The sequence below is a fragment of the Winogradskyella echinorum genome (assembly GCF_014297365.1).
Lineage (GTDB): Bacteria > Bacteroidota > Bacteroidia > Flavobacteriales > Flavobacteriaceae > Winogradskyella > Winogradskyella echinorum.
In genome coordinates this window covers 537,718-553,164 of sequence record NZ_JACOQD010000001.1, presented here as the reverse complement: position 1 = coordinate 553,164, position 15,447 = coordinate 537,718, and the positions used below count along the sequence as shown (strand labels likewise).

The 15,447-nt window shown below is 32.7% G+C and carries 12 protein-coding genes and 1 tRNA gene; 11 read left to right on the top strand and 2 right to left on the bottom strand.

The features are described from left to right. Nucleotide 1: 1 nt before the first annotated feature. From H8K90_RS02465 to H8K90_RS02450, 4 genes are all read left to right on the top strand, one after another. Nucleotides 2-1,849: a family 43 glycosylhydrolase gene (locus H8K90_RS02465; protein ID WP_246457491.1), complete on the top strand. Its 1,848-nt coding sequence runs from the start codon at nt 2-4 to the stop codon at nt 1,847-1,849. Nucleotides 1,850-1,930: 81 nt separating this feature from the next. After that, on the top strand, nt 1,931-3,697 hold the full coding sequence (locus tag H8K90_RS02460; RefSeq protein WP_186844350.1) for a DUF4886 domain-containing protein: 1,767 nt from the start codon (nt 1,931-1,933) through the stop codon (nt 3,695-3,697). Nucleotides 3,698-3,792: 95 nt separating this feature from the next. Beyond that, entirely contained in the window at nt 3,793-4,614 is an 822-nt protein-coding gene (locus tag H8K90_RS02455) for an endonuclease/exonuclease/phosphatase family protein (protein WP_186844349.1), read from the top strand. A 60-nt stretch (nt 4,615-4,674) separates the two neighbouring features. After that, on the top strand, nt 4,675-6,051 hold the full coding sequence (locus tag H8K90_RS02450) for a sugar porter family MFS transporter (RefSeq protein WP_186844348.1): 1,377 nt from the start codon (nt 4,675-4,677) through the stop codon (nt 6,049-6,051). Between the two features lie 107 nt (nt 6,052-6,158). Here H8K90_RS02450 and H8K90_RS02445 read toward each other — a convergent pair whose 3' ends face one another. Both H8K90_RS02445 and H8K90_RS02440 read right to left on the bottom strand, forming a co-directional pair. Beyond that, nucleotides 6,159-7,205, bottom strand: coding sequence for a hypothetical protein (locus H8K90_RS02445; protein WP_186844347.1), 1,047 nt, complete (start codon nt 7,203-7,205; stop codon nt 6,159-6,161). A gap of 185 nt (nt 7,206-7,390) precedes the next feature. Next, nucleotides 7,391-7,466, bottom strand: a tRNA-Phe gene (locus H8K90_RS02440). Between the two features lie 160 nt (nt 7,467-7,626). Between H8K90_RS02440 and H8K90_RS02435 the strand changes: the two genes are divergently transcribed. From H8K90_RS02435 to H8K90_RS02405, 7 genes are all read left to right on the top strand, one after another. After that, a complete protein-coding gene (locus H8K90_RS02435; protein WP_186844346.1) occupies nt 7,627-8,355 on the top strand; it encodes a type III pantothenate kinase in 729 nt (242 codons plus the stop codon). After that, complete coding sequence (locus H8K90_RS02430) at nt 8,355-9,677, top strand: hypothetical protein (protein WP_186844345.1); 1,323 nt, start codon at nt 8,355-8,357, stop codon at nt 9,675-9,677. The genes H8K90_RS02435 and H8K90_RS02430 overlap by 1 nt, the downstream gene beginning before the upstream one ends. 14 nt (nt 9,678-9,691) lie before the next feature. Further along, complete coding sequence (locus tag H8K90_RS02425; RefSeq protein ID WP_186844344.1) at nt 9,692-11,053, top strand: hypothetical protein; 1,362 nt, start codon at nt 9,692-9,694, stop codon at nt 11,051-11,053. Further along, a complete protein-coding gene (lptC, locus tag H8K90_RS02420; RefSeq protein ID WP_186844343.1) occupies nt 11,053-11,622 on the top strand; it encodes an LPS export ABC transporter periplasmic protein LptC in 570 nt (189 codons plus the stop codon). Before H8K90_RS02425 ends, lptC begins: the two co-directional genes overlap by 1 nt. A gap of 36 nt (nt 11,623-11,658) precedes the next feature. Next, nucleotides 11,659-11,850, top strand: a complete 192-nt coding sequence (locus tag H8K90_RS02415; RefSeq protein ID WP_186844342.1) for a hypothetical protein — start codon at nt 11,659-11,661, stop codon at nt 11,848-11,850. 3 nt (nt 11,851-11,853) lie between these two features. After that, complete coding sequence (locus tag H8K90_RS02410; protein WP_186844341.1) at nt 11,854-13,143, top strand: hemolysin family protein; 1,290 nt, start codon at nt 11,854-11,856, stop codon at nt 13,141-13,143. 103 nt (nt 13,144-13,246) lie between these two features. Beyond that, a complete protein-coding gene (locus H8K90_RS02405; RefSeq protein WP_186844340.1) occupies nt 13,247-15,394 on the top strand; it encodes a peptidylprolyl isomerase in 2,148 nt (715 codons plus the stop codon). The last annotated feature ends 53 nt before the right edge of the window (nt 15,395-15,447 follow it).

Genomic DNA, 15,447 nt, shown 5'->3' with positions numbered 1-15,447 from the left:
CATGAAAAAGTTCATTTTTCTATTCACTATAGCATTTCTGTTTTCTTGTAACAAAGAAAACAAAAAGAATGCAGATGAAAATTCAATATCAAAAGACTTATCTGAAACCGTTTCAGATCAACAAACCTATATCAATCCACTAGATATTGATTACACTTATATGGTGTATAATTCTAGCAGAAATCAATCGTATCGTTCTGGTGCAGATCCTGCAGTTATTGAGTTTAAAGGCGAATATTATATGTTCGTCACACGTTCATTTGGGTATTGGCATTCTAAAGATTTAGTCAATTGGAAATTCATTAAACCACAACAATGGTTTTTTGAGGGCAGCAACGCACCAACAGCATTTAATTATAAAGATTCCTTAGTGTATTTTGCTGGCGATCCTGCTGGTTATGGAAGTATTTTGTATACAGATGATCCTAAAAAAGGAACGTGGACACCAACCGCTTCCATTTCAAACAACATACAAGATTCCGAATTGTTTATTGATGACGACGGAAAAGCTTATCTGTATTGGGGCTCTTCTAATGTGCATCCTATTCGTGTAAAAATGCTGAATAAAGACGATCGTTTTTTAGAAACTGGAGAGCGAAAAGAGCTGATAAATCTTGATGAAGAAAAACACGGTTGGGAAAGATTTGGTGAAAACAACTTTCATCCAACCTTAAAAGAAGGTTATATGGAAGGAGCGTCAATGACCAAACACAACGGAAAATACTATTTGCAATACGCAGCACCAGGAACACAATTTAATGTTTATGCAGATGGCGTATATATTGGTGATACACCAACAGGACCATTTACATACATGAAAAATAATCCCATGAGTTTTAAACCTGGCGGATTTACAAATGGTGCAGGACACGGCATTACTGTAAAGCAAACTAATGGTCAATATTGGCATTTTGCAACAATGGCGTTAGCCTCTAATGCACAGTGGGAACGTCGTTTATGTATGTTTCCTACCTATTTTGACGAGGATGGATTAATGTATAGTAATACGTCTTACGGCGATTACCCGCGTTTTGCACCGAGTCATCCTACAAAAGCAGGCGAGCATAACGGTTGGATGTTATTGTCTTATAAAGGAAATGTTAGAGTATCATCTTCGCTTCAACAAATAATGAAATTCACGTCTAATGATGATGAGGTTGAAGTAAAAGAAATCCCAACAGAAATGAATGCTGATGGACAAATAGCATCTAAGGTGTTAACCGATGAAAACCCTAAAACTTTTTGGGTTGCCGAAGCCAATGATGATAAGCAATGGATAACTATTGAATTATTAAATGAAGGAACTGTTTACGCCATTCAACTAAATTATCACGATCACGAATCAGGCATTTACACACGTGTTGAAGGATTAAAACATCAATTTACTATTGAAACTTCCGAAGATGGTAAAAACTGGAAAACCGTTGTGGATAGAAGTCAAAGCGAAATTGATGCACCAAATGCATATCTCGTTTTAGACAAGCCAGTAAAAGCAAAATATGTTAGATATAACAATGTAAAAGTACCAGGAAATAACTTCGCAATGTCTGAAGTTAGAGTCTTTGGGCTTGGTTTAGGCGAAGTGCCAAACAAAGTGTCTAATTTCAAAATTAATCGTGAAAAAGACCGAAGAGACGTCTCATTTTCTTGGGATAAAGTTGAAGGCGCACAAGGGTATAACATTCGCTGGGGAATTGCACCAGATAAACTCTATCAATCATGGCAAGTGTATGATACCAATTCACATTTTATGCGTTGTTTAGATAGAGATACACCATATTATTTTACGATTGAAGCGTACAATGAAAACGGGATATCAGAACTGAGCGATGTAATTTTTATTGAATAATAATGAAGCATATTTTAACTCAATTGTTAGCAATGATTTCAATTGGAGTTAGAATTAAATATTAACTAAATAAATATAATTATGAAAAATCTAACAACCAGTAAATTTATGAAGTTGGCGCAATTTTGTTTGTGCGTCTTCTTTTTGATCAATTTTAATTCTTGTACAGAAGAAGATGATATCACACCTTTAGGTAGTGAAGAAACTTTAAATGTAGAAACTGAAGCCTTAGTACCAAATAGTATAACGTTGACGTCTGGTTGTGAGTATAGGATTGTTCCAGAATTTAATAATGTTATTTTTCCGGCAAAAAACTATACTTGGACGGCTCAACCTGCTGAATTAGTAGATTTTACAGTAGAGCCTTTAACGTTTGCAGTAACTGTTCAAACAATTGCAGAAGGGAATGTTACCTTAACTTTAGCATCTGATGACGGAGAAGTTTCGGCATCTGTTCAAGTAATTATAGACGATGAAAGTGATGGTATTCTTAAGATCTTGGCTATTGGTAATAGTTTTTCAGAAGATGCTTTGGAAGCTTATTTTTGGGGATTAGCTAATGCGGAAGGCAAGCAAGTAGTGGTAGGGAACATGTATATTGGTGGTGCAAATTTAGATACGCACCTTTCGAGTGCATCAAGTGATTCTAATAACTATAGCTACAGAAAAATAGACTTAGATGGTACACGTACTGTTACTTCAAATTTTTCAATTTCTGAAGCTGTTGCAGATGAAAATTGGGATTATATTAGTTTCCAACAAGCGAGTTATGAATCTGGACTTTTTGATACATTTATAAATCCACTTCCAAGTTTATATAACATTGTAAGAGGTCATAATCCTAATCCGTGTACTAAGTATATATTGCATAAAACTTGGGCCTATGCTCAAAACTCAACTCATTCTGGTTTTGCAAATTATAATAATGATCAAATGACAATGTTTAATGGAATTATTGATGCATATACTTTAGCAGAAAATTTAATTCCTACGACTATGGTTATACCGGCAGCAACTGCTATTCAAAATGGAAGAACCAGTTTTTTAGGAGATGGTTTTACGCGTGATGGATATCACTTAAATGATTTGGGTAAATACACAGCATCCTGTACGTGGTATGAGATGTTATTTGGTGAGTCTGTAATTGGAAATTCTTATGAGCCAGATGGAATATCAGATTATTATCAAGGATTGGCACAACAAGCTGCACACGAAGCTGCTTTAAACCCTAATGAAATTACTATTTTAGTTGATTATGAAAACCCAGGAGGAAATGGAATTATTTCTGAACCTGTATTTATTAATTTTTCAAGCTCAGATAATCCTGATGGATGGAATGCGTATACAAGCCATTTAGATGGTGGTGGTATTCCAAATATTTTATATTCAAATGGTGATTTTACAGGTGTAACTGCAACTACAACTGCTAGATTTAGAGGTATAAATAATACATCTGGAGCAGGTTCATCTACAACGGATTTTAATATGGATGATTCAGTTTCACGTTCTAATTTTTATTCTCATGCACTTGCTTGGGGTTCAAACCCACCGCTTGAAGAAAGTGTTATAGAGTTCACTGGTTTTGAGTCTAATGATACTTATGAGTTTTGTTTCTTTGGTTCAAGAAATGGTGTAAGTGATAATAGAGATACAAAATATACTGTTATTGGTGCTACTGAGCAATCTGCTAATTTAGATGCTGCAAATAATGCAACTAACACTGTTTGTATTTCGAATGTACAGCCAGATGCAAACGGAAAAATAACTTTAAGAGTTTCAGCTGGTGATGCTAATACCAACGGCAATCAGTTTTATTACATAAACGCAATGAAAATAGCACCTCAATAGAGATAAATTATGAAATAGGTCTCTTTATTTATAGACTTTTATATTTAAATAAATAAAGAGACCTATATTTCATTTGCAGAATAAATTTAAATAAGATGAAATATATTTTAATCCTTGTTCTTACTGTTTCAAGTTTTGGATTTGCCCAAGATTTTTCAGTAATGTCCTATAATATTAAACTAGACTACCCTATTGAAGGCGAAAATAGTTGGACAAACAGAAAACCTTTTTTTACCAATCAAATTAAGTTTTACGAACCTGATGTTTTGGGTGTACAAGAAGCTATGCCTAATCAAATGAAAGATATAGATAGTCTTTTGGTAGATTATAGTTTTGTAGGACTAGGAAGAGACGACGGAAAAGACCAAGGAGAATATTCTGCTATTTTCTATAAAAAAGAAAAGTTTACGGTTGTTAAATCTAACACCTTTTGGTTGTCGCAAACACCAGAAAAAGTTGGTATGGGTTGGGATGCAGTTTGTAATAGAGTGTGTACGTATGTTTTGTTAAAAGATAATGTTTCTGGTAAACAATTTTGGGTATTTAATACGCACTTTGATCATGTAGGAAAAGAAGCTAGAAAAAACAGTGCTACATTAATTATTAAAAAAATTAAGGAACTAAACATAGACAATTATCCTGTAATCTTAACAGGAGATTTTAATATGGAGCCTAGCCATGAGAGTATAAAGCACATCAAAACTGAACTGAAAGATTCGAAAGAAGTTGCTGAAGTCACTTTTGGCCCAGAAGGAACCTATAACGGATTTCATTTTGATAGACCAGTGACAAGACGTATTGATTATGCTTTTGTAAGTGATGGCTTAGAAGTGAAAAAATATGCCGTTCTAAGTGATAATTGGAATTTACATTATCCTTCGGATCATTTGCCAGTATTTATCAATTTTAGTTTATAGGCATTCGTTTAGATTATAGTGAATTAACAGTACTTATTTAATGTTATAAAATCAAAAAAAATGAAAAAAGGTACTTTCTTATTATTAATAGCCGCAGTTTCTGCTTTAGGAGGTTTACTGTTTGGTTACGATACAGGTGTTATAAATGGAGCACAATTTTATCTTACAGAATATTTTAATTTAAGTGATGGTTTAAAAGGTTGGGTTGTAGGAAGTGCACTATTAGGATGTTTGGCAGGTGCAATAATTGCTGGTCCTTTAAGTATTAAAATAGGAAGAAAGTGGTCCTTGATAATTTCAGCTGTATTTTTTACAGTTTCTGCTTATGGATCTGGTTTGCCAGAGATATTTCCTCAATCTGTTAGCATGTTGGTAGCATTTAGGATTATTGGTGGTTTAGGTATTGGTGTAGCATCTATGAATGCGCCAATGTATATTGCAGAAATTGCACCTTCAAATATCAGAGGACGCATGGTCACTTATTATCAATTAGCAATTGTTATTGGATTCTTTGTAGTTTTCCTAGCGACCTATTTCATTGGAAATGATTTAAGCGAAACTGAAAATATAGAATTTGGTTGGAGACGTATGTTTTGGTCCGAATTAGTGCCTAGTGTTTTATTTTTAATCCTATTGTTTATAGTGCCGAAAAGTCCTAGATGGTTAGCTCTCAAGGGTAAAGATGAAGAAGCTTTGGCAATCTTAAAAAAAATTAATGGTGAAGAAGTAGCCTCTCAAGAAATGGAGCGAATAAAAGAATCCTTAAATGAGATTAACAATGGTACCAGAGTCAACTTTTTTGCAAAAGCAATATTAGTTATTGTTGCAATAGGAACTGTTCTTTCAGTTTTACAGCAGTTTACAGGTATTAATGCAGTTTTATATTACGGAGCAGATATTTTTGAAAAAGCACTTGGCTTTGGAAAAGAAGATGTCTTAGCACAGCAAATATTGTTAGCCTTTGTCAATTTGGTATTCACTTTTGTAGCCATGTTTACTGTAGATAAATTTGGTAGAAAACCATTACTTTATATTGGTTCTGTTGGAATGATTCTTGGGTTTTTACTTTTAGCGATTACACTTCAAACCAATAGTGTTGGTCTATTATCTTTAATAGGTGTATTATTATTTATTGCATCATTCGCTTTATCAATGGGTCCTGTGGTTTGGGTATTACTGTCAGAAATGTTTCCAAATAAAATTAGAAGTGTTGCCATGTCAGTGGCAGTAGCCGCACAATGGGCAGCCAATTATGTAGTTTCTCATTCTTTTCCGGTAGTAATGGGAAGTGATTTAAACAATAGTGCTACCTGGAATGGTTCATTACCTTATTATATATTTATTGTATTTATCTTAGTTATTGTATTTGTTACTTATAAGTTCATTCCAGAAACAAAAGGAAAATCGCTCGAAGAAATAGAAGGTTTTTGGGAATAATTATTATTTAGAATATTTAAATAAACAATAAACCCGATTCGTTTGAATCGGGTTTTTTATGTTGATTATTTAATTCAATTGCGTAAAGATTTAGCGCTAAAGTAAAACTATCCTATTGATACTTCAACAGGACATAGTTGATCTCCTGTTTGAGTTAATCCTGAAACAATTTCTAAATATGGTATAATATATCCTGGACCAATTACTTGATAGCAGTCCATATCTAAAAAAGCAACTTGCTCATTTTCTACATATAGAACAATGTCACTCTCAAAGGTGCCATCTGTTTCATCAATAGTAATAGTAAATTCTTCATTTGTGTTGAGTGCAGCTTCAAAAATTACTTCTCCATTTAAGTTTTCAATCCGTATTGGTGCTTGTTGAGTATCTCCTGTATATTCAAATGTTAGTTCAGAGATTCCACTATTACATTCAGAACATGGTTTTTCAGTTTCTAATTCTAAAGCGATATTGTCTATGGCGCCAGAACTATTCATTATAATTTCCATAAATGCAACACCATTTGTGTTTTCTAAATCTACAGTCATTTTTGAATTGTCACCACCAGAGTTCAAAACTTTGGTGAATAGAATATTTTCTTCAATATCATATAAATTTACAACTGTAGGATTAGAGGATTCTTCAATATCTAAGATATCAAAGGTTTTTAAGGTTACATTGTGATTACTACTAAAATCAAATAGAAAACTGGCACCTATCTCAAAAATATCATCAGGATCGTTAGAATCTAAATCTTCAGAAAGAATTAAAACATTGCCCAATGCTGTATCGTTACTAGCACCACCATTTCCAATTCCTGGTCCTCCATAAATTTCATTAGGAGTGCCGATATCAAAATCTCCTCCCGTAGGATTTGATGAATCAAAAATCATGGCAGCATTACTATTTGGAAATGCCATTGTTATGCCAGCGACTAGAGCATTTTCAAAAGGATCTGTTATAAATATTTCAGATACAATGTCACCTGCATTAAAGTCTTCAAAATCTATTATGAAGGATTCAGTAGTTGAAAATTGTTGATTTAGATTATAAATATAGTAGGTTTGTAGAGGATCAGATGTTTCATCCGGATCGGTTTCACATGCAAATACTAGACATAGTATGACTGCTGAAAGCCATCGTAAATTTTTCATGGTAGATAAAGTTTTAAAGATTTGGCTACAGAAAACTAGAAAAAAAATTATCTCTAATTAAGATTTTAACTGAAAAAACGTTGAAACGACTGTTTTTCGGTATTTTACTTACAAAAAATTACACGTTATCTATGAAGATATACCTAAAAACCAAAAAACCCGATTCAACTGAATCGGGTTTTTGATGGTGGTGCCTCCAGGAATCGAACCAGGGACACAAGGATTTTCAGTCCTTTGCTCTACCAACTGAGCTAAGGCACCAATTGCTTAATTAAGCGGATGCAAATATATACTCATTTTTATTATTCACAAAAAGAAATTAGTAAAATTTGATTTTATAAATTTGCAACACTAAATAAGCCTTAAAATGAGCTTAATAGAAATGAGTTTATAGCTTGTTTTGTGTAATAATAAATTATTTATGAATCTTATTGTAGATGTTGGGAATACCTTTGTAAAGTTTGCCGTATATAAAAATGCAGATCTTATCCATAAAATTAGTTTTGAGCTTTCAGAATTTAAAAAACAATATCAAGTCTTAAAAACAGAGTTTCCCAATATTAAATCTGCAATTATTTCTTCAGTTGGGCGGTTATCAAAAAGTCAGATTGAGATTATTAAAGAGGATATAGATGTTATTGAGTTAAGTTATAAAACAAAATTACCTTTTAAAAATTCTTATAAAACACCAAAAACTTTAGGAGTTGATCGTATAGCGTTGGTAAGTGCCTCTGTAAATCAATTTCCAGATAAAAATGTTTTGATTATAGATGCTGGTACATGTATTACTTACGACTTTATAACAGACAAAAACGATTACTTAGGTGGAGCAATTTCACCAGGTATTAGGCTGAGATATAAAAGCTTAAATAATTTAACGGCAAATCTTCCGTTATTAGATACAAACCAACCAAAAACAATAATTGGAAACTCTACAGAATCATCGATTCATTCTGGTGTTGTATTTGGAGTAATTAAGGAAATTGATGGTGTTGTTGACCAATATCAGTTAAAATACCCAGATTTAACAGTTATTTTAACAGGAGGAGATGCCAAATTTTTGTCAAACCAATTAAAAAATAGCATATTTGCGAATTCAAATTTCCTTTTGGGAGGTTTAAATTTTATTCTAGATTTTAATTCAAAATAATGATAAAACGACTCATTGTAATTTGTATTACAATTCTCAGTTCTAGTGCTTTTGCACAACAAGGAACCACATCGCCTTATTCTTTTTATGGTTTGGGTAGTCTTAAATTTAAGGGTACAGTAGAAAATCGTAGTATGGGAGGTATTGGTGTATACTTAGATAGTATCCATGTTAACCTTAGAAATCCTGCAGCTTATGCTGGTAAATCTTTGAGTGGGCCAGTTTTTAAAGGCGAAAGCAGACCCGTAAAGTTTACCGTCGCTGGAGCATCATCTAGCGCTACTTTAAAAAGTGATTTTGGTGAGGGTAAAGCTAATAGCTCAACATTCGATTATTTAGCTTTATCAGTACCAATAGGAAGATTTGGTTTTGGTTTTGGATTGGTACCATATACTTCAGTTGGTTATAAACTCGATGATGTAAATGATGATAATGATTTAATAAATCGCTATCGAGGTGAAGGCGGAATTAATAGAGTATTTGCTGGTTTTGGCTACCAAATTTCTGATAATCTTAATGCAGGTGTTGATATTAGTTACAATTTTGGAAATATTCAAAATACGGCAATTGCTTTAGAATATACTACAGAAGGAGATTTAGCTCAATACCAAACTAGAGAGTATAATAGGTCAGACTTAAGTGGATTGAGTTTAAACTTTGGATTAGCATTTAAAGATAAGATAACAGATGAGTTGGAGTTGTCTGCAACGGCCACATATGCACCCGAAACTAATTTGTCATCTGAGAACGAACGTGTATTTTCTACAGTCTCTTTAGATGCCATCTCTAGAGATGTTATTGCAGTATCTAGCAGAATTGAAGCAGATTTAGAATCTAATAATTTAAGAAATACTGATTTAACCATGCCATCTCGTTTAGCTTTTGGTGTTGGTCTGGGTAAACCAAATTCTTGGTTTGTTGGTACAGAATATACGCTTATGAATACTGCGGATTTTTCTAATCCAATATTTAGTAACCAAATTTCAACCTTTGAGAATTCATCTCAATTGTCAGTAGGTGGTTTCTATATTCCCCAGTATAATGCCTTTTCTGGCTATTTAAAACGTGTAGTATATAGAGCAGGATTTAACTTTTCAAATACTGGTTTAGTAATAAAAGATGAACCAATTAAAGAGTTTGGCATATCTTTTGGTCTAGGTTTACCAGTTGGAAAGAGGAATTTGTTTTCTAATGCTAATTTAGGCTTAGAATTTGGACAACGCGGAACAACTAAACAAAATTTAATCAAAGAGAATTTTATAAACTTCAACGTAAGTTTATCTTTGAACTCTAGATGGTTTGAAAAAAGGAAGTATAACTAACAATAATAATTAAGATGAAGACGAGAATTACTATACTATTACTGGCACTTTTTGTGAGTTGTAACATAGGTTTTGCTCAGCAAGATGAAGAATGTATGAATAACCTATCACTTTTTGATGGTTATTATAAAAGCAAAAGGTATGATGACGCTTATGGTCCTTGGAAAATAGTACGAGAAAAATGTCCTAAATTCAATAGAGCAATTTATGCTTACGGCGAGAAAATTTTAAAACACAAAATTGATAAGTCAACTGGTGCAGAAAAAATAGCTCATATTAACGACTTACTATTACTTTGGGATCAAGCTAGAGAGCACTTTGCTTCAAAATATCCTTTGGGTGAAGTTTTAGCTGACAAAGCTAATTTGGCTTATAAGTATAGAAAAGACTTAAATAAAACTGATGATCAGTTATATAATATGTTTGATGAAGCATATAAGAAGGATGTTACTAATTTTACAAGTGCACAAGGATTATATACTTATTTTTCTCTTATAGTAGATTTGTTTGATGCCGGTAAAAAAACAGCTCAAGAAATGTTCGATAAGTATGATGATGTGATTGAAGTTATTGAAGGTGCAGAAAAAAGCTATACCGAAAAACTTAATAAGTTAGTAGAAAAAGAAGAAGCTGGTACGACCTTATCTAAAAAGGAAGTGAGTAGAAAGAATAATTATGAAGCTAATTTAGAGGCTTATGAAAAAGTAACCTCTAGTATGGATCAGAAATTAGGTAAAAGAGCTACATGTGAAGTTTTAATACCACTTTACCAAAAAGATTTTGAAGAAAATAAAAACAATGGAGTTTGGTTACAACGTGCAATGAACCGTATGTATGCTAAAGGATGTAAAGAAGATCCTTTATTCTTAAAGTTAGTAGAACAAAAGAATAGTATTGAGCCAAGTGCAGATACTGCTTTCTACCTATACTTATTAACTGATGAACAAAAATATTTTGACCAAACAATTAAGTTAGAAACAGATCCTTTAAAAAAGGCAAAACTTTATAAGAAGTTAGCGCAAGACTTTAAGAAAAGAGGAAGTTATGGTAAAGCGAGACAATATTACATGGAAGCTTTAAAACTTAACCCTTCAGATGGCTCACCATATTTACAAATTGCAAATATGTATGCTAAGAGTGCTAATAACTGTGGAGATACTAACTTTAATAAAAGAGCAGTATTTTGGTTAGCTGCAATAGAAGCAGAAAAAGCTGGTAGAGTAGATGGTCGTTTAAGAAAGGCTGCTGCTCAGACAGCTGCGAGCTATAGAGCTAGTGCACCGAGTAAATCAGAAATTTTTAACTGTACGTGTGCAGGTGAGACAATTAAAATAGGATGTTGGATTCAGCGTTCAGTTACTGTCCCAAAAAATTAATGACAAAACGTAATTTACATATTATAAAAAACATAGTCACAGCAATTGTTGTGACTTTGTTTTTTTCGTGTAAAAACGATTTTGATGAGGTACAGAAAATAGGTGTTCTTCAAAACCAACCTATAGGTGAAGCCGAAAACATTGATTTAAAATATACAGAGACTAAAGAAGATACTGCCGTAAGACTTGTAGCAAACCTTTTAAGTCCCAAAATGTTAGATTACTCTAATAGAGATTTTGCTTTTTCAGAGTTTCCTAATGGTATTGAGCTCATAGTCTATGACGAAGACAATAATAAAACAACAATAACCTCTCGTTACGCCATTTATTATACAGAAACTGGAATTATAGATTTAAGAGATGAAGTAGTAGTTGCTACCTACAGTGGAGATACTTTACGAACGCATCAATTGTTCTATAACGAAAAGCTAGAATGGGTTTTTACCAATAAACGTTTTACTTTTAAAGGACCAACTACTCAGACCTATGGCTATGGCTTTGATTCGGATAAAACATTCAAGAAATACCAAATTCATGAAATGGGTGGTGATTTTGAACTCGATAATTGATTACCTTTGTTTAGAAATAAATCTTACTTCTAATAAATGAAACTTCTAAAATTCTTTCAGTACGCTTATATTATTTTTGCTGCATTATTTCTTTGGGATGCTATTACTAACTGGTCAGTTGATAGAAATAGAGCTTACATGTCATTGCTTTTTACAGCTTTAGCAATTTTTATGTTTTTCTTTAGAAAACGTTTCAGAAAAAAGATAGAAGACCGTAACCAAAAATAATTTATGACTGCCGATATAGTCATTATTATAGGCATGCTTATACTTTCAGCCTTTTTTTCGGGTATGGAAATTGCTTATGTGTCTTCCAATAAAATTCATATTGAATTAGAAAAAAAGCAAGGGGATTTTTTAGGTAAAATACTCGAAAAGCTTACAGCTAAGCCATCAAAGTATATTGCAACCATGCTTATAGGTAACAATATAGCATTGGTTATATATGGTTTTAAAATGGGCGATGTATTAATGCGCTGGTTTAATACCATGCTGCCATCAGATAGTAGAGCTTTATCTTATTTATTTGGTGATTTACAATTACTAACACAAACTATAATTTCTACTCTTGTTATATTAATCACTGCAGAGTTTTTACCAAAAGTGTTTTTTCAAATTTATGCTAATTCATTGATGAAGATTTTAGCATTTCCTACATATATATTTTATGTGCTGTTTTCATGGGTTTCAGATTTTGTCATTTGGATTTCAGATGCAGTTTTAAAATATGTGTTTAGAGCTAAAGGTGAAGATGCTGTTTTAGCAATGACCAAGGTTGAACTTGGTAATTACATTAGTGAGCAAATGGAATCTGTTGAAGACCATGAGGATGTGGATACAGAAATTCAGATTTTTCAAAATGCGCTCGAATTTTCAGAAGTTAAAGCACGAGAGGTTATGGTGCCTCGTACTGAAATTACTGCAGTGGATATTTCGGATAGTATCGAAAATTTACGACAGTTATTTATTGAAACAGGCCGAACAAAAATTATAGTTTATAAAGATACTATCGATGATATTTTAGGTTACGTACATTCATTTGAGCTTTTTAAAAAGCCAAAAACGATAAAGTCTATTATTATTCCGGTTGGTTTTGTACCCGAAACAATTCTTATTAAAGATGTACTTAATATTTTAACTAAGAAGCGTCGAAGTATGGCTGTAGTTATTGATGAATATGGAGGTACATCTGGTATTATGACTGTTGAAGATATTATTGAAGAACTATTTGGAGAAATAGAAGATGAACATGATACAGTTGAGCTAATTGAAGAACATATCAATGAAAATACCTATAAGTTTTCTGCACGATTAGAAGTGGATTACATCAACGAAACCTATAAATTAAATCTACCCGAAGGCGAAAACTATGAAACTTTAGGAGGCTTAATTGTTAATGCAACAGAAGAAATCCCTCAGGAAAATGAAGACGTACTTATTGAGAACTTTAAGTTTACTATAGAGGAAGTTTCTTCAACGAAAATAGATGTTGTACTTCTAAAAATTCTTGAAATAGATTAATTGAGTTAAACGCTTATAAAAACTAAGCTTCTCCTTTTTTAATTTGCTAGAAAGTACTATTTTCGCAGACTTATTTATACCAAATACACATACAAAAAGGACTATGGCAGTTTTAAATAAAATTAGACAACGTTCACTGATACTAATATTAGTAATAGCATTAGCGTTATTTTCATTCGTAATTGGGGATTTATTCAAAAATTCTACAGCATTTTCTGGAGAATCTCAAGATGTTGTTGCAACCATTAACGGAAAAGATATTAACCGTTTAGATTTTCAACAAAAAGTAAAAAACTATCAAGACAGAGCTGGCGGAAGACAAACGTCTACGCAAGCAATGAATGTAGTCTATAATCAAGAACTTCGTAAGATTATTTTAGAGTCTGAGTTTGAAGCATTAGGCTTATCTGTTGAAAAAGATGAAATGCGAGATTTATTAAAAACTAGTTTTTCATCATATCCGGAATTTCAGGATGCAAATGGTAATTTTGACGTGAATCGATTAAATGCATTTATAGCAAACTTAAAAGATTTAAATGGTGAAACTGCACCACTTGGAAACTTTGTAGTGAATTATGATAGTTGGACAAACAATGAGCAGACTATTGCTGCAAATGCAATTCAGCAAACATATTACAATATGATTAAAGCTGGTGTGAGTGCTACAATATCTGAAGCTGAAGATGAATATTTTGGTGATGCTAAAACGGTAGATATTCGTTATGTGCAAGTGCCATACACAAGTATAGCAGATAGCTTAGTGCAAGTTTCTAAAAGCGACATTAGTTCTTACATGAAGAAGAATGAGGAAAAGTTTAAGGTAGATGAAACTAGAGAAATTGTTTATGTAGAGTTTAAAGAAGAAGCTTCTAAAGCAGACGAGGATAAGATTAAAGCTGGTTTATTAGCTTTAAAGAATAATAGAGCTGAGTGGAATGAAAGTAGTAAGAGTACTGACACAATTTTAGGTTTCGATTCTACAACTAACATCGAAGATTTCATCAATATAAATTCAGACATTAATTATAATGATTCGTTTTTAAGAGCAGCTCAATTACCTGCTGTTGCTAAAGATACATTGATGAATCTAAATGTTAACGATTATTTTGGTCCATATAAAGATGGTGAATATTTTAAATTATCTAAAGTAATTGCGATAAAGCAATTACCAGATACGGTAAATGTGCGTCATATTTTAGTGCCTTTTGCTGGTGCCTCTAATGCAGGTCCAGATGTTACAAGGACTGTTGATGAAGCAAAGAAAATGGCCGATAGCATTTTAGCTAAAATAAAGAGTGGTACTAAGTTTATGGATTTACTTGAATTATCTTCGGATAAAGTAAGTAATGAAAACGATGGTGAATTAGAATTTGCATACAATGCAGGTATGGCTCCAGAATTTAAAGCCTATTCTTTTGATAATAAAACAGGAGATATAGATGTTGTAGGAACATCTTTTGGTTTTCATATAATTGAAATATTAGAGCAAAAGAGTTTTAACAAAGCTATTAAAGTAGCAACATTGGCAGATAAAATTGAACCTTCTGAAGAAACGCTTAATGAAGTTTTTAATAAAATGTCTAAGTTTGAGATCGCTATAAAAGAAGGAGATTTTAATGCTTTAGCTGCTGAGCGTGAGTTAACTGTAAAGCCGATTACCTTTAAAGAATTAGATGAAAACATTCCTGGTCTGGGAAGCCAGAGAGAGGTAGTACGTTGGGCATTTGATGAAGATACAGACACTGGAGAATACAAAAACTTCTCAATTTCTGGTTTTGGATTTATTGTTGCTAAGCTTGTAGAGAAAAGACCAGAAGGTCTAATGAGTGTTGAAAACGCATCAATTACTGCAATACCGGAAATAAGAAAGGAGAAAAAAGCTGAAATGATTAGATCAAAAATTACAGCAACTACAGTCGATGATATTGCCAAAAATAATGGACAGAGTCCAAGAACGGCAGCTGCACTTACTATAAAAAATACAACGCTTTCTGGAGCAGGTGTAGAGCCTAAGGTTGTTGGTGCTGCATTTGGTCTTGCACAAGGAGCAACCTCAAAGCCAATTGATGGTGAAAAAGGTGTGTATGTAATTGAAGTGACTAAAGTAAATGAGGCTACAAAGCTAGATAACTATGCAGCGATTATCAATAGATTAAATTCTCAGCGTAAAAATATAGTACAAGGTAAAGTATACCAAGCTTTAGAAAAAGCCGCTGATATAGAAGATAATAGAGCTAAAACAGTTTACTAATTAGCTTTAAATAAAGAATAAAAAGAAATGGCTTTACAGAAATGTGAAGCCAT

What these genes read in the sequence shown, in the direction of transcription:
- H8K90_RS02465 (WP_246457491.1), top strand. Translation starts at nt 2, where the DNA reads ATGAAAAAGTTCATTTTTCTATTCACTATAGCATTTCTGTTTTCTTGT.
- H8K90_RS02460 (WP_186844350.1), top strand. Translation starts at nt 1,931, where the DNA reads ATGAAAAATCTAACAACCAGTAAATTTATGAAGTTGGCGCAATTTTGT.
- H8K90_RS02455 (WP_186844349.1), top strand. Translation starts at nt 3,793, where the DNA reads ATGAAATATATTTTAATCCTTGTTCTTACTGTTTCAAGTTTTGGATTT.
- H8K90_RS02450 (WP_186844348.1), top strand. Translation starts at nt 4,675, where the DNA reads ATGAAAAAAGGTACTTTCTTATTATTAATAGCCGCAGTTTCTGCTTTA.
- H8K90_RS02445 (WP_186844347.1), bottom strand. Translation starts at nt 7,205, where the DNA reads ATGAAAAATTTACGATGGCTTTCAGCAGTCATACTATGTCTAGTATTT.
- H8K90_RS02435 (WP_186844346.1), top strand. Translation starts at nt 7,627, where the DNA reads ATGAATCTTATTGTAGATGTTGGGAATACCTTTGTAAAGTTTGCCGTA.
- H8K90_RS02430 (WP_186844345.1), top strand. Translation starts at nt 8,355, where the DNA reads ATGATAAAACGACTCATTGTAATTTGTATTACAATTCTCAGTTCTAGT.
- H8K90_RS02425 (WP_186844344.1), top strand. Translation starts at nt 9,692, where the DNA reads ATGAAGACGAGAATTACTATACTATTACTGGCACTTTTTGTGAGTTGT.
- lptC (WP_186844343.1), top strand. Translation starts at nt 11,053, where the DNA reads ATGACAAAACGTAATTTACATATTATAAAAAACATAGTCACAGCAATT.
- H8K90_RS02415 (WP_186844342.1), top strand. Translation starts at nt 11,659, where the DNA reads ATGAAACTTCTAAAATTCTTTCAGTACGCTTATATTATTTTTGCTGCA.
- H8K90_RS02410 (WP_186844341.1), top strand. Translation starts at nt 11,854, where the DNA reads ATGACTGCCGATATAGTCATTATTATAGGCATGCTTATACTTTCAGCC.
- H8K90_RS02405 (WP_186844340.1), top strand. Translation starts at nt 13,247, where the DNA reads ATGGCAGTTTTAAATAAAATTAGACAACGTTCACTGATACTAATATTA.